Origin of the sequence: Nocardiopsis sp. NPDC049922, assembly GCF_040660275.1 — a bacterium.
Lineage (GTDB): Bacteria > Actinomycetota > Actinomycetes > Streptosporangiales > Streptosporangiaceae > Nocardiopsis.
In genome coordinates, this window is the sequence record NZ_JBFAME010000006.1 from 183900 (window position 1) to 208082 (window position 24183).

At 72.2% G+C, this 24183-nt stretch carries 18 protein-coding genes; 8 read left to right on the forward strand and 10 right to left on the reverse strand.

Features of this window, described 5'->3' with window-relative positions; genetic code table 11:
* Positions 1 to 87: 87 nt before the first annotated feature.
* Positions 88 to 2307, reverse strand: coding sequence for a RecQ family ATP-dependent DNA helicase (locus tag AB0I72_RS13695; RefSeq protein ID WP_358567109.1), 2220 nt, complete (start codon positions 2305 to 2307; stop codon positions 88 to 90).
* Positions 2308 to 2575: 268 nt separating this feature from the next.
* Here AB0I72_RS13695 and AB0I72_RS13700 point away from each other — a divergent pair, with 268 nt between their 5' ends.
* From AB0I72_RS13700 to AB0I72_RS13715, 4 genes are all read left to right on the forward strand, one after another.
* On the forward strand, positions 2576 to 5062 hold the full coding sequence (locus AB0I72_RS13700; protein ID WP_358567112.1) for a DNA topoisomerase IV subunit A: 2487 nt from the start codon (positions 2576 to 2578) through the stop codon (positions 5060 to 5062).
* A 79-nt stretch (positions 5063 to 5141) separates the two neighbouring features.
* The gene (locus AB0I72_RS13705) at positions 5142 to 5672 is read left to right on the forward strand and encodes a carbonic anhydrase (protein WP_358567115.1); all 531 of its coding nucleotides are present in this window, start codon (positions 5142 to 5144) and stop codon (positions 5670 to 5672) included.
* A gap of 213 nt (positions 5673 to 5885) precedes the next feature.
* Positions 5886 to 6212 (forward strand): hypothetical protein, encoded by a 327-nt coding sequence (locus AB0I72_RS13710; RefSeq protein ID WP_358567118.1) that lies wholly within the window; start codon positions 5886 to 5888, stop codon positions 6210 to 6212.
* Positions 6213 to 6340: 128 nt separating this feature from the next.
* The gene (locus AB0I72_RS13715) at positions 6341 to 7486 is read left to right on the forward strand and encodes a PLP-dependent cysteine synthase family protein (protein WP_358567121.1); all 1146 of its coding nucleotides are present in this window, start codon (positions 6341 to 6343) and stop codon (positions 7484 to 7486) included.
* A gap of 33 nt (positions 7487 to 7519) precedes the next feature.
* Here AB0I72_RS13715 and AB0I72_RS13720 read toward each other — a convergent pair whose 3' ends face one another.
* Positions 7520 to 8062: a dihydrofolate reductase family protein gene (locus AB0I72_RS13720; RefSeq protein ID WP_358567124.1), complete on the reverse strand. Its 543-nt coding sequence runs from the start codon at positions 8060 to 8062 to the stop codon at positions 7520 to 7522.
* A 156-nt stretch (positions 8063 to 8218) separates the two neighbouring features.
* Positions 8219 to 10324, reverse strand: coding sequence for a DNA topoisomerase IV subunit B (locus tag AB0I72_RS13725; RefSeq protein ID WP_358567127.1), 2106 nt, complete (start codon positions 10322 to 10324; stop codon positions 8219 to 8221).
* A gap of 459 nt (positions 10325 to 10783) precedes the next feature.
* Here AB0I72_RS13725 and AB0I72_RS13730 point away from each other — a divergent pair, with 459 nt between their 5' ends.
* A complete protein-coding gene (locus tag AB0I72_RS13730) occupies positions 10784 to 11008 on the forward strand; it encodes a hypothetical protein (RefSeq protein ID WP_358567130.1) in 225 nt (74 codons plus the stop codon).
* Here the strand turns inward: AB0I72_RS13730 and AB0I72_RS13735 are convergent.
* Positions 11005 to 11328, reverse strand: a complete 324-nt coding sequence (locus tag AB0I72_RS13735) for a hypothetical protein (protein WP_358567133.1) — start codon at positions 11326 to 11328, stop codon at positions 11005 to 11007. The genes AB0I72_RS13730 and AB0I72_RS13735 overlap by 4 nt on opposite strands.
* A gap of 48 nt (positions 11329 to 11376) precedes the next feature.
* Between AB0I72_RS13735 and yaaA the strand changes: the two genes are divergently transcribed.
* The gene (gene yaaA / locus AB0I72_RS13740; RefSeq protein ID WP_358567136.1) at positions 11377 to 12174 is read left to right on the forward strand and encodes a peroxide stress protein YaaA; all 798 of its coding nucleotides are present in this window, start codon (positions 11377 to 11379) and stop codon (positions 12172 to 12174) included.
* A gap of 327 nt (positions 12175 to 12501) precedes the next feature.
* Here yaaA and AB0I72_RS13745 read toward each other — a convergent pair whose 3' ends face one another.
* Together AB0I72_RS13745 and AB0I72_RS13750 are read right to left on the reverse strand one after the other, a co-directional pair.
* Positions 12502 to 14175, reverse strand: a complete 1674-nt coding sequence (locus tag AB0I72_RS13745; protein ID WP_358567139.1) for an RNA polymerase sigma factor — start codon at positions 14173 to 14175, stop codon at positions 12502 to 12504.
* A 237-nt stretch (positions 14176 to 14412) separates the two neighbouring features.
* On the reverse strand, positions 14413 to 16470 hold the full coding sequence (locus AB0I72_RS13750) for a SpoIIE family protein phosphatase (protein ID WP_358567142.1): 2058 nt from the start codon (positions 16468 to 16470) through the stop codon (positions 14413 to 14415).
* 565 nt (positions 16471 to 17035) lie between these two features.
* Here AB0I72_RS13750 and AB0I72_RS13755 point away from each other — a divergent pair.
* Positions 17036 to 17308 carry a hypothetical protein gene (locus AB0I72_RS13755; RefSeq protein ID WP_358567144.1) on the forward strand — a complete coding sequence of 91 codons (273 nt, stop codon included), beginning with the start codon at positions 17036 to 17038 and terminating at the stop codon, positions 17306 to 17308.
* Between the two features lie 145 nt (positions 17309 to 17453).
* On the forward strand, positions 17454 to 19097 hold the full coding sequence (locus AB0I72_RS13760) for a hypothetical protein (protein WP_358567604.1): 1644 nt from the start codon (positions 17454 to 17456) through the stop codon (positions 19095 to 19097).
* A 25-nt stretch (positions 19098 to 19122) separates the two neighbouring features.
* Here the strand turns inward: AB0I72_RS13760 and AB0I72_RS13765 are convergent, their stop codons facing one another.
* From AB0I72_RS13765 to AB0I72_RS13780, 4 genes are all read right to left on the reverse strand, one after another.
* On the reverse strand, positions 19123 to 19920 hold the full coding sequence (locus AB0I72_RS13765; protein ID WP_358567147.1) for a tyrosine-protein phosphatase: 798 nt from the start codon (positions 19918 to 19920) through the stop codon (positions 19123 to 19125).
* 50 nt (positions 19921 to 19970) lie between these two features.
* Positions 19971 to 20711: a nucleotidyltransferase family protein gene (locus AB0I72_RS13770; RefSeq protein ID WP_358567150.1), complete on the reverse strand. Its 741-nt coding sequence runs from the start codon at positions 20709 to 20711 to the stop codon at positions 19971 to 19973.
* Positions 20712 to 20758: 47 nt separating this feature from the next.
* The gene (locus tag AB0I72_RS13775) at positions 20759 to 23212 is read right to left on the reverse strand and encodes an AAA family ATPase (protein ID WP_358567153.1); all 2454 of its coding nucleotides are present in this window, start codon (positions 23210 to 23212) and stop codon (positions 20759 to 20761) included.
* Between the two features lie 225 nt (positions 23213 to 23437).
* Positions 23438 to 24172: a ribonuclease HII gene (locus AB0I72_RS13780; RefSeq protein ID WP_358567156.1), complete on the reverse strand. Its 735-nt coding sequence runs from the start codon at positions 24170 to 24172 to the stop codon at positions 23438 to 23440.
* Between the last annotated feature and the right edge of the window lie 11 nt (positions 24173 to 24183).

Below are 24183 nucleotides of genomic sequence, written 5' to 3' on the forward strand. Positions count from 1 at the left end.
ACGGCGTGCCCTCCGTGCTCAACGATTCACCACGCTGGTTCACCTCGGCCCGGAAGCGTCCCCGTGCACGACCCCCTCCGGGGTCGGTCAGCCGCCCATCGTGGCCAGGGTCAGGGGCAGCACCTCCGGGGCACCGGCCCGGCGCAGGAGCGCCGCGCCCACCGTCAGGCTCCACCCGGTGTCGGTGTAGTCGTCGACCAGCAGCACCGGTCCCGGCGATCTCGCCTGGAGTTCGGCCAGCCGCGCGGCCACCTCGTCGCCCAGGACCAGCTCCGAGTGCACCTGGTGCAGCCGCAGCGCGCTGTTGTGCCGACGCGGGCCCGGCCCGGCCTCCGAGCGATACCCCAGCGCGCCGACCGGGGCCAGGCGTCCGAGGTCGCACAGCCGTCGCGCCAGGTCGGCGATCATCGTCGGCCGGGTGCGCGAGGGCATCACGACCACACCGACCGGGCGGGTCCGCCACCCCCAGGCGGCGAGCACCCGGACGACCCCCTGGAGCACCCGATCGCTCACCAGCTCGTCGGCGGCGTCCTCGGCGAGGATCCGGCGCAGCTCGGTACCCCAGCCGACGTCGGTGAACCGGGCCAGCGCCCGCCCCTCGCCCGCGCGCGATCCCTCGGCGATCCGCCCGGACAGGCGCACCCCCAGCGCGTCCATGCCGGTGGGCCACTGGCGCCGGGGGGAGACCGGGGTCCCGGGCCGGTCGAGGTGGTCGGCGGCGGCCTCGCGCCGCGCGGGGTCGACCTCCGTGGGCCAGTGCTCCCCCGTGCACACGTCGCACCGGCCGCACGGCTCGGCCGCGGCGTCGTCGAGCTGGCGGCGCAGGAACTCCATCCGGCAGGTGTCGGTGGACAGGTAGTCGAGCATGGCCCGCTGCTCGCGTTCACGCGCCGCCGCGACGGCGGCGTACCGTTCGGCGTCGTACTCCCAGGACCGCCCGGTGGCGGCCCAGCCCCCGCGGACCCGCCGGACCGCGCCGTCCACGTCCAGGACCTTGAGCATCTGCTCCAGCCGGGTGCGCCGCAGGTCCACCCGGGTCTCCAGGCGGGCGACGGACATCGGCGCCCCCTCGGCGGCCAGGACGTCGAGGGTCTCCCGCACGGTGTCCTCCGGGGGGAAGGACAGCCCGGCGAAGTACGCCCAGATCTGCCGGTCCTCGCGGCCGGGCAGCAGGACCACCTCGGCCCGCTCCACGCCTCGCCCCGCGCGCCCGACCTGCTGGTAGTAGGAGATCGGTGACTGGGGCGCCCCCAGGTGGACGACGAACCCGAGGTCGGGCTTGTCGAACCCCATCCCGAGCGCGCTCGTGGCCACCAGGGCCTTGACCCGGTTGGCCAGCAGGTCGTCCTCGGCCCGACGGCGCTCGTCCGGGTCGGTCTGCCCGGTGTAGGCCCGCACGTCCAGCCCCTGCTCGGACAGGAACCGGGCGGTCTCCAGCGCGGCGCTGACGGTGAGGGTGTAGACGATGCCCGAACCCTGGATCCGGGGCAGGTGCTCGGCCAGCCAGCTGAGCCGGGCGGTGGGGTCGGGCAGGTTCACCACGGCCAGCCGCAGGCTCTCGCGTTCCAGGGAGCCGCGCAGGACGAGGGTGTCCTGGCGGGCGTCCCCGGCCTGGAGCTGTTCGGCGACGTCGCGGGTGACCCGCGCGTTGGCCGTGGCGGTGGTGGCCAGGACGGGGATCCCGTCGGGCAGGTCGTGCAGGAGGGATCGGATCCTGCGGTAGTCGGGGCGGAAGTCGTGCCCCCAGTCCGAGACGCAGTGCGCCTCGTCGACGACCACCAGCCCCGCCCCGGCGGCGAGCTCGGGCAGGACCCGGTCGCGGAACTCGGGGTTGTTGAGCCGCTCGGGGCTGACCAGGAGCACGTCCACCTCGCCGGCCGCCACGTCGGCGTAGACGGTCTCCCACGCGGTGGTGTTGGCGCTGTTGACGGTCCGCGCGCGGATCCCGGCGCGTTCGGCGGCGGCGATCTGGTTGCGCATCAGCGCCAGCAGCGGGGAGACGATGACGGTGGGGCCCGCCCCCTCGGCCCGGCGCAGGGCCGTGGCCACGAAGTAGACCGCGGACTTGCCCCAGCCGGTGCGCTGGACGACCAGGGCTCTGCGGTGCTCGGCGACCAGGGCGTGGATGGCGGTCCACTGGTCCTCGCGCAGCCGCGCCGACTCCCCGGCGAGCGCGCGCAGATGCCGTTCGGCGGCCTCGCGCAGGGCGCCGCCGGGCGTCGGCCCGTGGTCGTGGGGGTCGTCGTGGGCGGTGGAGTCGTCCGGGTGGGTCGCGGTGGCGTGGGCGCCGCCAGCAGATGTCGCCATGCGTTCCTTGGTACCAGAGCGGAGGGGGGTCGGAGCGGTTGTCCACAGGTCCGATGTCCCCGGGTCCGCCCCTCCGACCCGTTCCACAGAGACCGCTGAGCCGCCCACAGGAGGCCCGCCAGGACGGACGGGGGTTTCCGCCCGCGCCGCGTGCGCGGGCGGAAACCCCGACACGCGTGCCCAAAACTCCCTCAGTCGCACGGGTCACACCGCGCCAACCACCGGCCTGCGTACGTTTCAGTCTCTGGAACAGGCCAGAATTACGGTCATGGCCCGTACAACTTCCCGTCCCCCCGAGGATCTCGCCGAGAAGATCATCGACATCGACGTCTCCGAGGAGATGCGCGGCAGCTTCCTGGAGTACGCGTACTCGGTCATCTACCAGCGCGCGCTGCCCGACGCCCGCGACGGCATGAAGCCGGTGCAGCGCCGGATCCTCTACCAGATGAACGAGATGGGGCTCCGCCCCGACCGCGGACACGTCAAGTGCGCCCGCGTCGTCGGCGAGGTCATGGGCCGACTGCACCCCCACGGCGACAGCGCCATCTACGACGCCCTGGTCCGTCTCAGCCAGCCCTTCGCCATGCGCGTCCCGCTGGTCGACGGGCACGGCAACTTCGGGTCGCTCGGCGGCGACGACGCCCCGGCGGCCATGCGCTACACCGAGGCTCGCCTGGAGCGCAGCGCCGAACTCCTGGTCGCGTCCATCGACGAGGACGTCGTCGACTTCAAGCCGAACTACGACGGCCAGGAGACCGAGCCGGAGGTGCTCCCCGCGGCGTTCCCCAACCTCCTGGTCAACGGAGCCTCGGGCATCGCGGTCGGCATGGCCACCAACATGGCCCCGCACAACCTGGGCGAGGTCGTCACCGCCGCGCGCCACCTGATCGCCCACCCCGACGCGACCCTGGAGGAGCTCACCGAGTTCGTCCCCGGGCCCGACCTGCCCACCGGCGGCACCATCGTCGGCCTGGACGGCGTCCGCGACGCCTACCGCAAGGGCCGGGGCACGTTCAAGACGCGGGCCACCGTCTCCATCGAGAAGGTCTCCGCGCGCCGCACCGGCCTGGTCGTCACGGAGCTGCCCTACAGCGTGGGCCCGGAGAAGGTCGTCAGCCGCATCAAGGAGCTGGTGCAGTCCAAGAAGCTCCAGGGCATCTCCGACCTCAAGGACCTCACCGACCGCAACCAGGGTCTGCGCCTGGTCATCGAGCTGAAGAACGGCTTCAACCCCGAGGCGGTCCTGGAGGAGCTCTACCGGCTCACGCCGATGGAGGAGTCCTTCGGCATCAACAACGTCGCCCTGGTCGACGGCCAGCCGCAGACCCTCGGCCTGCGCGAGCTGCTCGAGGTGTACGTCAACCACCGCCTCGACGTGGTCCGCCGCCGCAGCGAGTTCCGCCGCCGCAAGCGCCAGGAGCGCCTGCACCTGGTCGACGGCCTGCTCGTCGCACTGCTCGACATCGACCGCGTGATCGCCCTGATCCGCGCGGCCGACGACACCGCCGCCGCCCGCGAGTCGCTCATGGGCGCCTACGACCTGTCCGAGGTCCAGGCACGCTACATCCTCGACACCCCGCTGCGCCGCCTGACCCGCTTCGACCGGTTGGAGCTGGAGACCGAGCGCGACCAGCTCAACAAGGAGGTCGACGAGCTCACGTCCATCCTGGAGTCGGACAAGAAGCTGCGCCGCGTGGTGTCCAAGGAGCTCGCCGAGGTCTCCAAGAAGTTCGCCACGCCGCGCCGCACCCAGCTGCGCGAGAGCGACGGCGCCGCCCGGGGCGCGGTGATCCCCCTGGAGATGGCCGACCAGCCCTGCCACGTCCTGCTCGGCGTGGACGGCACCGTCGGCCGCAGCCGGGGCGCCACCCCGCCGCCGATGTACGAGGGGCTGCGCACCAAGCACGACGCGATCGCCACGTCGGTGCCCACCACCTCGCGGTCGGACGTCGGCCTGGTCACCGACCTGGGCCGGATGATCCGCGTCCCGGTGGTCGAACTGCCCGAACTCCCCGACGAGGGCGCGGAGCGCCCGCCCCTGGCATCGGGGTTGCACGTGTCCGAGTTCGTCCAGCTCGACGGGGACGAACGGGTGGTCTCGGTGGTCTCGATGAACCCCTCGGGCGCGGGCTTCGTGGTGGGCACCCGGGGCGGCGTGGTCAAGCGGGTGGCCCCCGACTACCCGCCCAACAAGGACGACTTCGAGGTCATCACGCTCAAGGACGACGACCGCCTGGTCGGCGCCGCGCAGCTGTCCACCGGCGAGGAGGACCTCGCGTTCGTCACCTCCGAGGCCCAGTTGCTGCGGTTCTCCGCGAACGCCGTGCGCCCGCAGGGCCGTCCGGCGGGCGGTGTGGCGGGCATCCGCCTGTCGGAGGAGGCGCGCGTCCTGTGGTTCGGCGCCGTTCCCTCCCCCGAGGACTCGGTCGTCGTGACCGTCTCGGGCTCCAGCAACGCCCTGGAGGGCACCCAGGCCGGATCGGCCAAGGTCACACCGTTCGAGGCCTATCCTTCGAAGGGCCGCGCGACCGGCGGGGTACGCTGCCATCGCTACCTCAAGGGGGAGGACACGCTGCTGTTCGGCTGGATCGGCCGGGCGCCCGCCCGCGCCGCCCGGGAGGACGGCAAGCCGGTGCGTCTGCCCGACACCACCGACCGCCGCGACGGATCCGGGGAGACCCTGCCGCGCGCGATCACCACGGTGGGCACCGGTCGCACCGACGTGGGACTCACCGCCCCCGGACAGAGCGTTTGAGCGTGTTGCAACGTGCCGTGTACACGGGCCTGGTTCCATGTACACGGCCCATGACCATGGAGACAGGGAGTGAACCCACGTGAGTGAGTCCGTCGACCCCACCCGCGCACCGGGCGCCTTCGACGACGTGTTCGCCGCCAACGACGACTACGCGGCCCAGTTCGCCCTCGAGGGCCTCAAGCCCATGGCCGCCCGAGGGCTGGCTCTGGTGACCTGCATGGACTCCAGGATCGAGCCCCTGGACATGTTGGGCCTCAAGCCCGGCGACGCCAAGATCCTGCGCAACGCGGGCGCCCGGGTGACCGACGACACCCTGCGCACGCTCGTCCTGGCCGTGTACCTGCTGGGCGTGGAGCGGGTCCTGGTCCTGCCGCACACGCGCTGCAAGATGGCCTCGGTGGAGAACGACGACGTGGTGCACGACCTCATCCAGGAGGAGTACGGGGTGGACACCCGCAGCCTGGAGTTCCACACCAACAGCGACCAGCTCGGCGCGCTCAGGCACGACCTGGAGCGGATCCGCCACCACCCCCTGCTGCCCGCGGGCCTGCCCGTGGCGGGCGCGGTCTACGACGTGGACTCGGGCCGGGTCAACCCCGTCGACCTCTGAGACCGCCGCGCGGGCCCGGTCGCCGGACACCGGTGACCGGGCCCGCGTGTGTGCGCACCGCGCGGTCCGGGGATCCCTATCTATGGGGGCGGGTGCGGTGCGGTGTTCCACGAGTGCGCGCCGATCCCCTCCCACCCCCGTGTCTCGCCTGGGAATGCGGTCACTCCGGTGGCCGTTGTGATCCGGGACGGCAGCGCCGTCGAGAGGAGCACCGTGGAAGAGAACACCTACGAGACCTTCAACCGCGCACGTATGTTCATGGAGCTGGGCGACCCGATCTACGCCGCCCGCACCCTGGAGCCCATCGTCGAACACGAGCCGAACAGCCGCTCCCTCCTGGAACTGCTCGGCCGCGCCTACTTCTTCTCCGCACAGCTCAACAAGGCCGAACGGACCTTCCGCAGGATCATCGAACTGGACCCGGTCGACAACTGGGCGCACATCGCGCTCGCGCGCACCCTGGAACGCCAGAGCCGCCACGAGGAGGCCGCGACCTACCGGCGCATGCACGCCGCGATGTCCGGCGGATCCCTCGACTGACCGCTCCGGGCCGCTCCGCCGCGCACCCTCCCCGAGCGCCCGTCCGGCACGGGCGCTCCGGGTGACGGCGTCCCGGACCGCCGCGGTCCGGGTCCCGACGCTCACCGTCAGCGGCTACGCTGCTGCACATGCCACGTCCCTCAGCAGCCGACGGCCCCGGCCCCTCAGACCGCTCCGCGTGCGTGGACCGCACCAGCGAGCGTGCCCGGGCCTGGGCCGACGAGGCGGTCCGCAAGGTGGTCGCCGACGCCAACCGCTCGGCCGACACCCACCTGCACGTGTTCCCGCTGCCGCCGGAGTGGGGCATCGACCTGTACCTCAAGGACGAGTCGGTGCACCCCACCGGCAGCCTGAAGCACCGCCTGGCGCGCTCGCTGTTCCTCTACGGACTGGCCAACGGCTGGATCACCGAGGACACCACGATCGTGGAGGCGAGCTCAGGCTCGACCGCCGTGTCCGAGGCCTACTTCGCGCGGCTGATCGGGCTGGACTTCGTCACGGTCCTCCCACGCCGGACGAGCCCGGAGAAGATCGCCCTGATCGAGCGGTACGGGGGCCGCTGCCACTTCGTCGACTCCCCGCCCGACATGTACACCGAGGCCGAGCGGCTCGCCCGCGAGACCGGCGGCCACTACATGGACCAGTTCACGTACGCCGAGCGCGCGACGGACTGGCGGGGCAACAACAACATCGCCGAGTCGATCTTCGAGCAGCTCTCCATGGAACGCTACCCGTGCCCCGAGTGGATCGTGGTCGGCGCGGGCACGGGAGGCACGTCCGCCACCATCGGCCGCTACCTGCGCTACCGCCGCCTCGGCACCCGCCTGGCGGTCGTGGACCCGGAGAACTCGGCGTTCTTCCCGGGCTGGGTGACCGGTGCCGCCGACTACGCCACGGGGATGCCGTCGCGGATCGAGGGCATCGGCCGCCCCCGCATGGAGCCGAGTTTCGTCCCGTCGGTGATCGACCTGATGATGCCGGTCCCCGACGCCGCGAGCATCGCCGCGACGCGCCACCTGCACGACGTCACCGGTCTGTGCGCGGGCGGCTCCACCGGCACCAACCTGTGGGGCGTGTGGCACCTGGTGGCCCGGATGCTCCGTGAGGGGCGCAGGGGCAGCGTGGTCACCCTGATCTGCGACGGCGGCGAGCGCTACCAGCACAGCTACTACGACGACGCGTGGGTGGCCGAGCGGGAACTGGACCCCGCGCCGTACCGGGCGGCCATCGACCGGCTGCTCGGCACCGGGGACTGGGAACCGCCGACGCCCTAGACGGTATGTGGTGAGGGTTCGCGGGGGCCGCGCCTACTTTCGCACGCGGAAGCGGAGCGTCGTGACGGCGCCCGACTGGGTGTTGCTGAAAGGCTCCAGGTCGATCCTGCCGAGGCTCGGGGGCGAGAAGCGGACGCCGTCGCCGAGCAGCACCGGTAGGACGTACACCAGGATCTCGTCGACGAGTCCGCGCCGCAGGCACTGGGCGGCCAGGTCGGCACCGAGGATCTCCAGGTTCTTACCGCCCGCGGCGCTGCGTGCCGTGGCAACGGCTTCCTCAAGTCCACAGGTGAGGAATGTGACGGTAGGGTCCGGCTCGTCGGGAGGCTCGTGGGTGAGGACGAACTGTGCTCCCCCGTCGTAGGTGGTGTCCTGGTCGGCCATACGTTTGGCGACCTCGTAGGTGCCCCGGCCGATGAGCATGGCGCCCGTGGCCGCCATGACCTCCGGGACCGCGTCCGCAGTCAGGTACTCGGAGATCCAGTCCATCGCGTGGCCAGGACCGGCGATGAAGCCGTCCAGTGACATCGCCCTGTTCACGACCACTTTGCCGGTGCCGGTGCCCACATCACTCATGCGTCTTCTCCAAGGATTTTGGAGGCCCGAAGCAGAATCATAGCTCGGTCGGCAGGAAGGGCGAGGGCAGAAGTCGCACGCGTATCCGCGGTGGCCCAACGCGAACAACCGGCATCCGGATGTGCTGGCCGGGCCGCCGGGGACGCCCCGCGGGCGTCAGGCGTCGATGCGGGCGACGTCCAGCTCCTGGGCGCCCTCCTGGATGAACTTCCGGCGCGGCGCCACCTCGTTGCCCATGAGCAGGTTGAACACGGCGGCGGCCTCCTCGGCCTGCTCCACCCGGATCCGGCGCAGGGTCCGCCGACGCGGGTCCATGGTGGTCTCGGCCAGCTGGTCGGCGTCCATCTCGCCCAGGCCCTTGTACCGCTGGACCGGCTCCTTCCAGGAGATCTTCCGCTTCTCCAGGTCGAGCAGGGTGCGCGCCAGTTCGGCGTCGGAGTAGGTGTAGATGTAGCGGTCCTCGGGACGCGCGCCGCGCTTGCGCCTGGTGTTGGTCAGCTCGATGCGGTGCAGCGGCGGCACGGCGGCGAAGACCCGGCCCGCCTCCAGCATCGGCCGCATGTACCGGTAGATGAGCGTGAGCAGCAGACAGCGGATGTGCGCGCCGTCCACGTCGGCGTCGGCCATGAGGATGATCCGGCCGTACCGCGCGGCGTCGATGTCGAACGTCCGGCCCGACCCGGCGCCGACCACCTGGAGGATCGCGGCGCACTCCGCGTTCTTGAGCATGTCGGAGACCGACGACTTCTGCACGTTGAGGATCTTGCCCCGAATCGGCAGCAGCGCCTGGAACTCCGAGTCGCGGGCCAGCTTGGCGGTGCCCAGCGCGGAGTCGCCCTCGACGATGAACAGTTCGCTGCGGTCCAGGCCCTCGCTGCGGCAGTCCACGAGCTTGGCGGGCAGCGCGGAGTTCTCCAGCGCGTTCTTGCGGCGCTGCGTCTCACGCTGCTGACGGGCCGCGAGCCGGGCCTTGGCCGCCCCGACCACCTTCTCCAGGACCGTGCGCGCCCTGGCTTTCTCCGTCTTCTTCGTGGAGGTGAGGAAGGCCCGCAGCTCCTTTCCGACCACCTGGGAGACGATCCGGGAGGCGGCCGAGGTGCCGAGGATCTCCTTCGTCTGCCCCTCGAACTGCGGCTCGGGCAGGCGGACGGTGACGACCGCGGTCAGGCCCTCCTGCGTGTCGTCCTTGGTGACGGGGTCGTCGCTGTTCTTGAGCAGCTTGGTCGCGCGCAGCTGGTCGTTGATCACCCGGACCAGGGCGCGTTCGAAGCCGGTGATGTGCGTGCCGCCCTTGGGCGTGGCGATGACGTTGACGAACGATCGCACGGTGGTGTCGTAGCCGGTGCCCCAGCGCAGGGCGACGTCCACGTCCAGGCGGCGCTCGACGTCGGCGGGGACCATGTGCCCGGCGTCGTCCAGGACGGGAACGGTCTCGGTGAAGGTGCCCGTGCCCTGGATCCGCAGGACGTCGCTGACCGGCTCGTCGGGGGCGAGGAAGGTGCAGAACTCGCCGATCCCGCCGTCGAAGCGGAACTCCTCGGTGTAGGCGGGCTCGCCGTCGGCGCGCTCGTCGCGCACGGCGATGGTCAGTCCGGGGACGAGGAAGGCGGTCTGGCGGGCGCGGTCGAGGAGGGACTCACGGGCGATCTCCGCGTCCTTGAGGAAGATCTGCATGTCCGGCCAGAACCGGATCCGGGTCCCGGTGATCTTGGCGGCGACCTTGCGGACCTGCTCCAGGCCGGAGACCGGGGTGAACTCGGCGTCCGGTCCGGCCCCGGCGAAGCGGCCCGCGATGCCCCGGCGGAAGCTGATCGCGTGGGTGCGGCCCTGGCGGTCGACCTCGACGTCCACCCGGGAGGACAGGGCGTTGACGACGGAGGCGCCGACGCCGTGCAGGCCGCCCGAGGCGGTGTAGGAGCCCGAGCCGAACTTGCCGCCCGCGTGCAGCTTGGTCATGACCAGCTCGACGCCGGACAGGCCGGACTTGGGCTCGGCGTCGACGGGGATGCCGCGGCCGTCGTCGCTGACCGAGACCGATCCGTCGGTGTGGAGCGTGACGTCGATCCGGGTGCAGAAGCCGCCCAGCGCCTCGTCGACGGAGTTGTCGATGATCTCCCACATGCAGTGGGTGAGGCCGCGGCTGTCGGTGGATCCGATGTACATGCCCGGCCGTTTGCGTACCGCCTCCAGGCCCTCCAGGACCGACAGGTGCCGAGCGGAGTAATCCTCGGGGTCGTGGACGGCTGCGGTCAAGGCGGTCACTCGGACATCTCCTGCGTCTTGAGGGCCATCGGAGCTCTGATGCGGTGCGTGCCCTTTGTACCGCGCCGCACCGACGATAGGGGGCAGGCCACGGCGTGCCGGCCGGATTCCACGTCGTGGGGTGGCGGGGTCGTGGGCCGCCCGAGCGGCGGCCGGCGTCGTCGCCGGGGGCCGCCCGTGCGGGGCCGCAGGAACGCGGCGACGGGTGCTGCCCCGCGCGAGACTACCACCTCCTGTGGATGCGACCTGGATACTCCCGCTTTCTGGGGATGCCGGAGCCCCACAGGGGGTATCAGGAAGGCAGGGAAGCGACAGCGGACCACAAAACCCCCACATCGGTCCCCCAAGGAACCAACCGGGCGGATTCCGCTGTCGGCGTACACCCGAGCCGGTTGGGAACGTCCATGGCCGGTTAGATGTTGTCAGAGGTGACTAACGCCGAGTATTGAGGATGGCGAAGTGACTGGAACCCTTGCCCCCACCCAGCAGCTGACGGCTGCCGACCGTTGCGACCGTTGTGGTGCACAGGCGTACGTCCGGGTGCTCCTGAACTCCGGCGGCGAGCTTCTCTTCTGCGCGCACCACATGCGTAAGCACGACGAGTCCCTCCGCAAGATCGCCTCGGACATCCACGACGAGACGGACAAGCTGACCGCGAGCAAGGCCACCGCCGACGAGCGTTAGCCACGGGACGACAACTTCACACGGAATCCAGGCGTACGGCGGCGGACCCGGAAGGGGCCGCCGCCCTTCGTCGCGTGCCCGACACCGCCCGGGAGCCGCCGCGCGGCGGGGTGGAGGCCCCCGACCGACGCCTCCGGCGCGGTGAGCATGGCGTAGCGCCCCACCCAGCCGTCCGCGAGGGACGCGCAGCCCCGGGCCGTGCCGCCGGTCTCCACCGCGTACGCCATCTCGGGGACGCGGTCCATGATCCGGTGCCGCCCCTCCACGACCCCCTCGACGGTTCCGATGGTCCGACGACACCAGCCGCCACCCCGTACCATGGCAGGGCCGCACCCGGCTCTCCACCCGCAGTACCAGGAAAGTCCACCATGCTCATCATGCTGCCGCCCTCCGAGGGCAAGGCCACCTCCGGGGAGGGGCCGCGACTGGACCCGTCCTCGCTGACCCTCCCCGAGCTGACCGGGGCCCGTGAGGAGGTCGCGGCGGCGCTGGCCGAGGTGTGCTCGGGCCCCGAGGACACGGCCCTGGAGGTGCTGGGGCTGTCCGCCGGTCAGGCGGACGCCCTCAAGCGCAACCTGGACCTGGCCACCGCCCCCACGCTGCGCGCCGCCGACCTGTACACGGGCGTGCTCTACGACCGGTTGGGGCTGCCCTCACTGCTCGACTCCCCCGCGGCCGGGCGCGTGCGAGAGCGGGTCCTGGTCTTCTCGGGCCTGTGGGGCGTGGTCGGCCCCGAGGACCGGCTGCCGCCCTACCGCCTGTCGATGGGGGTCAAGCTGCCCCCGCTGGGCGGGTTGGGCGCGTACTGGCGGCGCGCCGTGAACGGCCCGCTGGGCGAGCTGGCCGAGGAGCGGCTGATCGTCGACTGCCGTTCGGCCGCCTACGCCGCCGCGTTCAGGCCGAAGGGCGCGGCCGCCGAGCGCACGGTCGCGGTCCGGGTCCTGCGCGAACGGGTGGTGGACGGCCAGACTCGCCGCTCCGTGGTCAGCCACATGGCCAAGGCCGCGCGCGGCGACATCGCACGCGTGCTGCTGACCGAGGGGGTGGACGCCGCCACCCCGGACGCGCTGGTGAGCGCCCTGCGCGACCTCGGGCACACGGTGGAGCTCCAGCCAGCGGCCAAGCCGGGGACCGCCCGCACCATGGACGTCGTCATCCGGGACTGACCGGGGCCGCCCGGCGAGAACGGGGGAGGGGACCGACCGCGACGGTCGGTCCCCTCCCCCGTGCACAAGGCCGTATCCCGCAGCTTTATCCCGCACCTACACCCCGGGTGACAGCATGGCTGCCGTCGGATGGACGTCGACACACCCTGGAACACATGGGGGAACTCGCCCCACGCGCCCGAGGACACGCGGGGGTCGCCACACCCGCGGGCGGCGGGGCGTCAGCGAGCCGGTGCGCCGTCCCGAGGGATCGGGGCGGCGCACCGGGAGCGGCCTCTCAGATCGTCACTGCCCGGACCGACCTAGGGCGTGTGCCGCGGACACGCCCTAATCCAGGTAGTCACGGAGCACCTGCGAACGCGACGGGTGACGGAGCTTCGACATCGTCTTGCTCTCGATCTGCCGGATACGCTCGCGGGTGACCCCGTAGACCTTGCCGATCTCGTCTAAAGTCTTCGGCTGGCCGTCGGTGAGACCGAAGCGCATCGAGACCACGCCGGCCTCGCGCTCGGACAGGGTGTCGAGCACCGAGTGCAGCTGCTCCTGGAGGAGCGTGAAGCTGACCGCCTCGCCCGGCTGGATCGCCTCGGAGTCCTCGATGAGGTCACCGAACTCGCTGTCGCCGTCCTCGCCCAGCGGGGTGTGCAGGGAGATCGGCTCGCGGCCGTACTTCTGGACCTCGACCACCTTCTCGGGGGTCATGTCCAGCTCCTTGGCCAGCTCCTCCGGGGTGGGCTCGCGGCCCAGGTCCTGGAGCATCTGGCGCTGCACGCGGGCCAGCTTGTTGATGACCTCGACCATGTGCACCGGGATGCGGATGGTGCGCGCCTGGTCGGCCATCGCGCGGGTGATCGCCTGACGGATCCACCAGGTGGCGTAGGTCGAGAACTTGAAGCCCTTGGTGTAGTCGAACTTCTCCACCGCGCGGATCAGACCGAGGTTGCCCTCCTGGATCAGGTCCAGGAACAGCATCCCGCGCCCGGTGTAGCGCTTGGCCAGCGACACCACGAGCCGCAGGTTCGCCTCGAGCAGGTGCTTCTTGGCGCGGCCGCCGTCCTCGGCGATCCACTCCAGCTCGTCGCGCAGCTCGAAGGTGAGGACGTCGCCCTCCTCGGCGAGCTTCTCCTCGGCGAACAGGCCGGCCTCGATGCGCTTGGCGAGCTCGACCTCCTGCTCGGCGTTGAGCAGCGGCACCTTGCCGATCTGCTTCAGGTAGTCCTTGACCGGGTCCGCGGTGGCACCGGCCGCGACCACCTGGGCGGCGGGCGCGTCGTCGTCATCGTCGTACAGGACGAAGGACTCGTCCTCGGACTTGGGAGCGGTGGGCGCGCCGACCGCCTCGGGCTTGACGGGCTTGACGTCCTTGTCCGGCGTGTCCTCGACCAGCTCCAGCTCGGCGCCGGTGTGCTCGAGGTCGTCCAGACCCTCCTCTTCCTCGAACTCGGCGGCGGGCGCGAGCTCCAGGTCCTTCTTGGCCGTCTTCTTGGCGGCGGCCTTCTTGGTGGTCGTCGCCTTCTTCGGCGCGGCCTTCTTCGGCGCCGCCTTCTTGGCGGCGGTCGGCTTCTTGGCCGCGGGCTTCCTGGCGGCGCCGCTCCCGGTGGAGGAGTCGTCGGGGTCGCCCGAGTCGACGACCGCGGTGACCGTCTCCGGCTGCTCCTGGGCGGCCGCGGCGCGCGCGGGCTTGGCCGACCGCGTGGCCGTGGACGCGGCGGTGGACTTGGTGGACCTGGTCGAGGTGGACCGCGTGGTCGCCGTCTTGCGCCGGGGCGCCTTGCGCCGCGAGGAGGCCGACTCGGGTACGAGCACGGTCACGCCCTCCTTGGCGAGGCTGCGGAGCACGGACTGCGCCTGCGACATCGGGATTTCGGCCTCTTCGAAGGCACGGCGCACGTCCTCGGGCTCAAGAAAGCCCTGGGACCGCCCACGCTCGATCAGCTGCTGAATGACGGGCTCTTGCAGTGACTCGGACTGCTTCGAGCGAGTCGAACTGGCAGATGACACAAACACCTCTCGAACGGACGTGTGGCGAGATTGTCGGACCCGGTGGTCCGCCTGGCCGGGACCGGGCGCGCGCCCTCTCCCACCTGCGGCCTGGGATCGTCCCCACTGGGGCGGGGAAGCCGTTTGTCTATCAAGCGTATGCGCTCCTGGAGGTCATCCCCCTGGAGGATCACCCCCGCGTCGCGGGGCGGAACGGCTTCTTCACTGTAGGCAAGGCAATGGACTTGTTCGTACGGTCTACCGCTCCGACGCGGAGTCGATCACCGGAAGCTGAACGGCGAGCAGTGTGACGTCGTCGTCCTGCTCGTACCCTTCGAGCATGCTCTCAACAAGGTACTCCAGCATCTGCTGTGGGTCGCCCACCGCCTCGGGTGGCGCCGAGGCGGCCACGCGGACCAACTCGTCGAGTCCGGAGGCGACGGACCGTTTGCGGTTCTCAACCAGACCATCGGAGTAGAGGGCCACGGTGTTACCGGGTTGCACGAAGAATTTGTGGTGACCCCTGGGAGCGGTGACGCCCAGCGGCGTGTCGGGCTCGCCCTCGAGCAGGGAGGGGCCGGCGCTTCCCGCGACCACGAGCGGTGGCAGGTGCCCCGCGTTGCTGAGGTCGAGCTGCCCGGTGACCGGGTCCAACACGAAGTAGACCAGGGTGGTCACCTGGTCCATCCCCTCGGTGGCGGCGAACATCCGGTCGAGCCCGGTGAGGACGTCGGCGGGTTCGGGCATGTTGAAGGCCAGGGCGCGCAGCGCGTTGCGGATCCGGCTCATCCCGGCGGCGGCCGGAATCCCCTTGCCCATGACGTCGCCGAGCACCCCGGCGACGCGGCCGTCCGGCAGCGGGAAGGCGTCGTACCAGTCGCCGCCGACCTGCACGTGCTGGGAGCCCGAGCGGTAGTAGGCGGCCAGCCGCACGCCCCGCACCTCCGGCAGCTCCTCGGGCAGGAGGCTGTGCTGGAGGGCCTGGGCGGTGTCGTGCTCGCGCTCGTAGAGCTGGGCGCGGCCGACGGCCAGGGCGCACTGCCCGGCGAGGGCCTCCAGGAACACGCGTTCCTCGTCGGTGACCTCGCGGGGCGCGGTGAAGGCCAGGCGCAGGGCGCCGATGGTGCGGCCCGCGATGCTCATCGGCAGGGCGACCCAGGAGCGTTCCGGCGTGGTCCCGACCAGCTCGTCGGCTTCGGGCGCGTCCTCGAACAGGGCGCGCAGCTCGGCCGGGTTGGCGGCCAGGCACGGGGCCTGGTCGGCCACGGCGCGGGCGGCGGGGTCGGGGTGTTCGAGCGAGAAGGAGGCCCTGGGCAGCGGGTGGGTGTGCTCGACGGCCATGGTCCGCAGGCGGAGGCGGTCGCGGTCGAACAGGACCACGTGGGCGCGGTCGGCGCCCACCCCGGAGCGTCCGATCTCGGTCATGGCGTTGACGACGTCGTCGACGGTGAGCGCCTCGGCGAGGTCGGAGGTGGCCTTCTGGAGCCGGGCGGTGCGCATGGCCGCCTCGCTCAGCTGCTGGTTGAGCCGCTGGCGAAGTTCGTCGGCCTCGCGTTCGGTGGTGACGTCGACGAACGTGCCGATCCACTCGACGGTTTCGGTCCCGTCCTTGATGGGGTTGGCGCGCGCCCGGTAATGGTCGTAACCGCCCGAGCGGGTGCGCACGCGGAACATGGCGTCGAAGGGGGTCACGTCGAGCACGGCGTCGTCCCAGGCGCGCTCGACCCGGGTGCGGTCGTCGGGATGGACCGCGCCGAGCCACCCCCGTCCCAGGTAGGCCTCGGGTTCCTGTCCGGTGAGCGACCGCCACTGGGGGCAGTCCTCGTGCATCTCACCGCCGGGCCCGGCCGCCCAGACGATCTGCTGGCCCACCTGGAGCAGGGCGCGCAGCCGCCGCTCGTCCCGCCGGGCGACGGCGGCCTCGTGCTCGGGCGCCGCGATGAGACCGACCCGCTCCTCGTCGGTGTCGGGATCGGTCACCGGGAACCAGGTGAGGTCCCAGACCTGCCCCCTGGGCGCGCGGAACCGTTCCCGGACGGTGTCGCCCCCGGCCCGGACGGCGCGCAGCGCCGCCCGCTGCGCGGCGGCTCCGGCCGGGTCGCCGGCCTCCTCCAGCAGCTCGGCGGGGGTCCGGCCGAGGCACTGGGCCGGGGCGGCGCCGAACAGCGCGGCGAGGCGCTGGTTGACGGTGGTCAGACGCTCGTCGGAGTCGACCAGGGCGAATCCGACGGGGGCGTCGGTGAGGAGCGATTTGACCGCGTCTGGCAGTTCCGCCCCCTCGATACGGGGTGGCGGAATGGACGTCTCGGCGCTCACCTGCTCGACACCTCCGGAACCGTCGGACTCCCCACCCGTGTTTCGCTGGGGACGCTGCCTGGACCGCATGACTCCCGTGAAGCACGTGAACCGGCCACGGCGCGTGTCCGGGGCCAGTCGCGAATGACGTACGGGGGCTCGCGGCCCCCGGGAGTCACACTCCAGGACTCCTCTCGGCCGCTGTCACCGCCCAAGCATAAGACACACCCGTCCTCACGCAACGGGCCCTGTGGACTGAGTACCACGGGGACGGAAGGTCATCAACGGGCCACCCGTCGGCCGCCGGACGGTCAACCGGCGGTTTTCCGACCGTGTTTTGCCACCATTACCGATGCCCGACACACGTGACCGGTTTCCACCTCACATTCCGAAACCAGACTGTTATATGGAGGAAAAGTCCATTTTGTACCGTTGACCTGCGTTGATGACGAGACCAGAGTAAACGCCGTCTCCTCGAGGTTTTGACAACAGCGCACCGGAACGGGGGTTGACAGTCCGTCCAGAACAAGTGGAATGGGTGGAGGTCACCGTCCAGGCCATCTTCCAGCAAGGGGTGTGAGCGAGAATGCTCCAGACCTTCCCGGTCCAGGATCTCAGGCGGATCTCGGCGAGGCTCCACGACGAGTTCAGCGGGCTGTCCCATCGTTGTGTCGAGCGCTGTGTCAGCGACACGTGGAACTGCGTCGAGCACCTGGGGATCGCGGTCACCCCGCACCTGGTCGAGAGGGTCGCCCGGGAGCACCTGGAGGCCATGGTCAACTCCGTGCCGCCGTCCCAGCTCAGCGCGGTGCGCGGTCACCACGGCCCCGGGCACGGGGTCGTCCCCCGGCCGCGCTGACCGCACCCGCGGTCCGCCGCCGGGCCCACGGGCCGTCGCCCACGGGCGGGACCGCGCCCAGGCGGCGCTGGCATACCCTCAGGTGGTGTCCAACCCCACGCCTCCCCCCGGACCCGAGCCCGTGCCCGGCGCCGTCTTCGACGAGATGCTGCGCGCGGCCCGAGCTCTGCTCGCCATGCGCGAGCCCCTGGACGCCGAACTGGCCTTCAGCGAACTGCTCGGGACGTGGTGGGGTGAGCGCGTCCCGGGCGTGGACGTCGAACGGCTGCTCGGCGAGGGCCTGGTCGCGCACGCCACCGCCTCCGGCACCCCGGCCGGGCTGGGCGTGCTGGCGGCGGTCGCCGCTCTGGGCACCTCGCACCCGCAGCGGCACTTGGCCGAACAGGGAGTGATCGCGCTCCGGGAGCGCGGCCTCCAGGTGCCCGAATGGGCCTCCAAACTCGGCGCGGTCACCCCGCTGTCCGCCCACGTCCACGGTGACCGCTTCGGGGACACCGACGACATCGTCTGCGTGTTCGGCCGGTCCGACGGCACCGGTACGCCACCGCCCGAGCACGCCCTGATCCTGGTCGTCGACCACAACGGCGGGGGCCTGCTGCGCGACGTGTGGGTCACCGCCAAGGTCGACCAGCTGCTCGACCAGTGCCGGGAGCGGGCGGAGAAGGATGACTTCACCCGGTTCGCCCCGATCGGACTCGGAACCGCCCGTGGCCTGATCACCCGCGCCCTGGAGCGGACCGACCTGGTCGTGGGCGGCGCGTCCAGCGACCCCGGAGCGGGCCCCACCGTGCAGGCCGTGGGACTGACCGCCGCCGACCTCACCGGCGGTTCCCTGGCCGCCCACTACGCTCTGGTCCGCGCCCGGATCCGGACGTTGCCCGCGACGGGCGCGGACGCCGCCCCGGTCCCGGTGTGGCGGCGCGACGACCGCGCCGTGCTCGCCGCCCGCTTCCTGGCCTCGGACGAGGCGGCGGGGCTCTCGGACTCCTACGCCGCCAGCCGGTGCGTCGACCACATCATCGCGCACGGCTGCGACGTGGACGCCGGTCGGCCGCTGCGCGTCAGCCCCCGCAAGGTGGAGTCGTTCCTGCTGCGGTGGCTGCCCGGACGCGTCGTGCTGCTGCCCGAGGAACAGGAGGCGATGCCGCACGTCCTGGCGGCGTGGGTGCGTTGGGCCGGGCGGGTCGCGCCGGAGGCGTCGGTCGAGGCCCCCGAGGGACCGGGAACGGTCCCACGGCTGCCGGAGGTGGCCGTGGGCGCCACCCTCGACGCCGTGTGGGAGTGCACCAGCGCGTTCGTACGCACCTACCGCGACCCCGCGCGCCCGCTGGGCCTGCGCCAGGAGGCGGTGCGCCGCCTGCTCCCGGACGGTGACTTCGCCGCGCTCGCGCGGCGGATGTTCGCCTTCCCGCTGCTGGCCAGCGAGATCGTCACGGGCGCGCCGGACGAGTTCGACCCCGCCACCCCGCGCGGTCGGCGGGCGCTGCTGCGGCTCGACCACTACGGCGAGTACGAGGCGGCCACACCGCACAGCGGCCGTCACTCCACCGGCCAGGACCACTGGTACCGACCGGTGACGCGCACGGATCCCGAACGCGAGCGGGAGCTGGACCGGCACGAACGGCTCGCCGAGAGGCTGTGGCACGGACGGCCCGCCCACCTGTGGCGGGCCGCCAGACGCCTGTTGGACCGGGGCGTCGACCGGACCTCCGTGCTGGCCGCGCTCAACGCCCAGCTGGAGGCGGCCTCCGACGAGACGGACCTGCGCCGCCGCCTCGACGCGCTCTGAACGGCGGCGGCCCCGACCGAGCGCGTCAGTACAGCATCCGCTCCCGCAGGCGCTCGACCGTGCCGTCGGACACCTTGATCCCCTCGGCGACGTAGTCGTCGAAGGACCCGTACACCTCGTCGATGTGGGACAGCGCGGTGTCCAGGTACTCCGTGCGGACGCGCGTCATGGGCACCAGGTCCGCCCAGTCGAGCCCGCTGTTCGCCGACAGGCGGCGCATCCACCGGTCGGTGCTCTCCTGGCGCCCGTTGCTCACCAGGTAGTCGGCGACGATCGTCTCGTGGTCCACCCCCAGCAGGCGCAGCAGCAGCGCCGCGCCCCACCCCGTGCGGTCCTTGCCCGCGCTGCAGTGGAAGACCAGGGCCGTGGGGCCGGTGGCGGCGCGTTCGACCAGGTCGCGGTAGCCGTCCAGGGCCGTGGCGTCGGTGACCAGCTCCCGGTAGACGGCGTGCATGAAGCGCTCGGCCGCGCCGTCCCCGAACATGGCGCGGGCGGACTCGGGGTCGGCGAGCACGTCGGCGAAGTTGGCCCCGGCCGCGTCGGGGTCCTGGACGGCCACAGCGGCGTACTCCGCCCCGTCGGGGGTGACGTCGGGCAGGCGCTCGCGCTCGTGGGCCGTGCGCAGGTCGATCAGCTGGCGGATGCCCAGGCCGTGGTAGACGGGCAGATCCTCGTCGGCCACCGAGTGCAGGGCGTCGGAACGGAAGAGGACCCCGGTGCGGACGGTGTGTCCCGAGGTGGTGCGGTGTCCGCCGAGGTCACGGAAGTTGGGGGCGCTGGGGAGGAGGAATCCGTCTTTTGTCACGCTCGTGACGATACCCATCCGCCCCAGCACCGGATCAGCAGGCGCCCGACGTTCCGGAGAAGATCGACCTAACGTTCCCGATCGGCCTCGCGCATGGCGGCGATCGCCTCGCCCGCCTCCTTGACGTCCTTGGCGGTGTCGACCCCGCGCCAGAACCCGTCGATGCGGTAGGCGGTCAGACGGCCCTCCTTGGCCAGGTCGGGGAAGGTGGAGGACTCGTGGTCGCCCTTGGTCGGCAGCAGGGGGGTGATCCCGGGCTCGAACAGGTACACGCCCGCGTTGATCCACACCGGCAGCAGCGGGCTCTGGGTGAAGCCCTCGATCCGGTCCTGGTCGTCGACGTCGACGATGCCCCACGTGGTGCGGAACTGGGCGAGGGCCAACGTGGCCAGGCCGCCGCGCTCGCGGTGGCGGGCGGTCATCTCGTCCAGCGGGAACCAGGTGAGCACGTCCCCGTTGAGCGCGAAGTAGGGCGCCTCCGGGTCGCGCAGGCCGGTGGCGGCGTAGCGCAGGGCGCCGCCCCTGCCGAGCGGTTCGTCCTCCACCAGGAGGGCGATCTCCGGGCCCCCGGTGCGGGCCGCCAGGTGGTCGCGCAGGACCTCGGCCTTGTAGCCGCAGGAGACGACGACCCGCTCGACGCCGTGCGAGGCGAGCCACTCCAGCTGGTAGTCGATGATCGGCCGTCCGGCCACCTCGACCATGGCCTTGGGGCGGGTGTCGGTGTAGGGCCGCAGTCGCGTGGCCTGGCCGCCGGCGAGGATGAGCGCCTGGGTGACGGGAGGCGCGGAAGGTGAGGGTGTCGCGGTCATGGGTCGGACCCTAGCAGTCGCGGACCCGACCTCCGGGTGCGCGTCCCTCAGGCCTGCTGCGTCGCGTCCGCGTAGGCCAGCCGGACGTCCGCGCTGGTGACCACGGTGAGCTGGGCCGCGGTCGCGGCCTCGCCGACCTCCTGGGAGACCCGCAGGTCGCGGTGGGAGCACGCCCTCTCGAACAGCGAGCGGGCGAAGCGCCCGTTGCCGAGTTCGTCGATCCACCCCGTCGCGCACACGTGCGCGAAGATGCTGCGCAGATCCTCGCGCGCGGTGTCGTCGAAGGCGTCGCCGGTGCGCGCCGCGACGGCCTCGGCGATCGCGGTCAGCTCGTCGGCGGTGTAGGAGGGGAAGCGCACGCGCACGTTGAACCGGGAGGAGAGCCCGGAGTTCGAGGCGAGGAAGCGCTCCATCTCGTCGGGGTACCCGGCCAGTACGACGACGAGCCGGTCGCGGTCGTCCTCGGCGCGCTTGAGCAGGGTCTGCACGGCCTCGGTCCCGAACGCGTCGCCGCCGCTGTACCCGGGGTTGACCAGGGAGTAGGCCTCGTCGACGAACAGCACCCCGCCCAGGGCGCGGTCGACCAGCCGGTTGGTCCGGATCGCGGTGGCGCCCAGGTGCTCGCCGACCAGGTCGGCGCGCTGGGCCTCGACCACCTCGGCCCGCCCGAGCAGCCCCAGCGCGGAGAAGACCCGACCGAGCACGCGCGCGACCGTGGTCTTGCCGGTGCCGGGCGGTCCGGTGAAGACGAAGTGCCGCATCGGCGCCTGGTTGAGCAGCCCCTGTTCCTCGCGGAGCTTGGCGACGCGCAGCTGGGCGACGATCGATCGGACCTGCTCCTTGACCGGTTCCAGGCCGATCATGGCGTCCAGTTCCGCCATCGCCTCCTCGATGCCGGGCGCCTCGCCGAAACCCGGCAGGTGGGAGGTGAGCTCGGCGTAGGCCGTGTCCACGTCGGCGGCGCGGACCGTGATGAGGTCCGCGGCCTCGGGGCGCGGCGCCGGTTCCTCGCCCCGTACGCCCGAGGTCACCACGCGCACGTCGCGGGCCTGGGCGGCCTTCTCCACGACCGAGCGGGCGAAGCGGCCGTTGCCGAGTTCGTCCACCGCCTCGATCCGGACCGCCTGGTCGAACCCGCGCCGCAGCGCCGTGGCCGCGCCCGGGTCGAGGCTGTCGCCGCGCTGGGCCACGAGGGTCTCGGCGATGCGGAAGAGCTCGTCGGCGGAGTAGCTGGGGAAGGTGATGCGGGTGGCGAAGCGCGAGGCCAGGCCGGGGTTGGAGGCCAGGAAGGCGTCCATCTCCTGCTCGTACCCGGCCAGGACGATCACGAGCCGGTCGCGGTCGTCCTCGGCGCGCTTGAGCAGGGTCTGCACGGCCTCGTTGCCGAACCGGTCGGGCTGGCCGTCGCCCTCGTTGACCAGGGAGTAGGCCTCGTCGATGAAGAGCACCCCGCCCAGGGCGCGGTCGATCAGCTCGTTGGTCCGGATCGCCGTGGCGCCCAGGTACTCCCCCACCAGGTCGGCGCGCTGGGCCTCGACGACGCGGGCGGTGGGCAGCAGGCCGAAGGAGTGGAAGATCGTGGCGAGGGTGCGGGCGACGCTGGTCTTGCCGGTGCCGGGCGGCCCGGAGAAGACCAGATGCCGCAGGGGCCGCTCGACCGGGAACCCGGCGTCGGCGCGCAGCCGGGCGGCCTCGATCGAGGCGGCCAGCCCCCGGACCTGCTGCTTGACCGGTTCGAGGCCGATCATCGCCTCCAGTTCGGCCAGGGCCTGGTCGACGGGGACGGGCTCGGCGTCGTCGGCGGTGGCGCTCCGGCCGCGCGTCGGGCGCGGGGCGTCGTCGGCGCGACCGCGCGCGGGCTCGGGCCGGACCCGGGTGGTACGGGCGGCGCCCGAGGGCGGGCGGGGGGCAGAGGTCGAGGTCGCGCGGGCGTCGTCGCTCTCCCTGATGATCTGGCGGGAGGCGGTCAGCCGCCACACCAGGCAGGCCCCGGCGGCGGCGTAGAGCAGCGCGACGCCCCACGCCGCGGACAGGGCCGGAACCACCATCCCGACCAGGGCGAGGGAGTACCCGGCGACCAGGCCCGCGGTCAGCGCCAGCGCGGACGTGTGCCACACGGGGAACTCGCGGACCCGGCCCGCGGCGAGGACGACGAGCGGGGGAACCGGCACGAGCAGGAGGGTGACGGGCTCGCCGGCGAGCGGGATCTGGAAGAGCGGGAAGGTGACCGTCAGCCACACGACGCACACCATCACCGTGACGAACGCGTCCAGCGAGCGCATGAACGCGGCGACGAGCAGGAGGAGGGCGAGTGCGGCGGCGAGCGCGCCCAGGACGGGGAGGTTCGCCACCAGGGCGACGACGGCGACCACCGTGACCACGACCAGCGCGGCCACCAGCCGTCTGGCGAGGGGGACACGGTGGTACCGGGCCCGCAGACGGGTGATCCCGGACGCGCGTCCCGGTTCCGCGGCGGCGGTGGAGTGCGTCTCGCGCGTCATCCATACCCTTCCTGCCTGGGGGTGCGTGGGAGGTCGGCTCTCCTGACCGTGACGGCCGGGCCGGGTGGTGTCGGGGGGACCGACGTGTGCGGCATGGCTACGGAACCAGCCTTGCCCGAAGTGGTGTGGATGTCCAGTGCGGGGCGGCGTGTCGCGGCCCGTGGACCCCGGAACCGCGTGGGGCGCCGTTTCCCCCCTCGCGGGGCGGCCACGGGCCGCGGGCGGTCAGAGCAGGGACAGCTGTTCGCCCTCGTCACCGGTTCCGCCGTCGGCAGCGGTGGTGACGGGTGCCGCCCGGTGCCTGCGCAGGTGCTTCCAGCGGGGCAGAGCGTCGAGGTAGGACCAGCTCATCCGGTGGTGCGGGGTGGGTCCGGACTCGGCGAGCGTCGCGCGGTGCGCGGGTGAGGGGTACCCGGCTGCGCGGTCGAACCCGTAGCCGGGGTGGTCGGCGTCGAGTGCGGCCATGAACGCGTCCCGGCGCACCTTGGCCAGGACCGCCGCGGCGGCCACGCTCACACAGGTCAGGTCGCCCTTGACCTGGGTCCGCACCCGCCAGGGGCGGCCGATGAAGTCGTGTCGGCCGTCGAGGATGACCGCGTCGGGGCGCGCCGTCAGGCCGTCGAGGGCGCGTCGGGCGGCGCGGTGCAGCGCCTCGGTCATGCCCACCTCGTCGATCTCGGCGGGCTCGGACCAGCCGAAGGCGTGGTCGGCGACCCAGGGCTCCAGCTGTGCGGCGAGTTCCCGGCGGCGCTTGGGGGTGAGGCGTTTGGAGTCGGTGAGCCCGGCGGGCGGGGCGCCCTCGCCGGGCACGGCGGCGCACACCAGGAGCGGACCGGCCCACGCGCCGCGTCCGACCTCGTCCATCCCGGCCACGACGCGGGCGCCGTGGGCGCGGAGTTCGTCCTCCACCTCGAACGTGGGGGCGGCGGGCGGGCTGGCGCTCGTGGATGTCGTGGTCACGCCCCCACCTT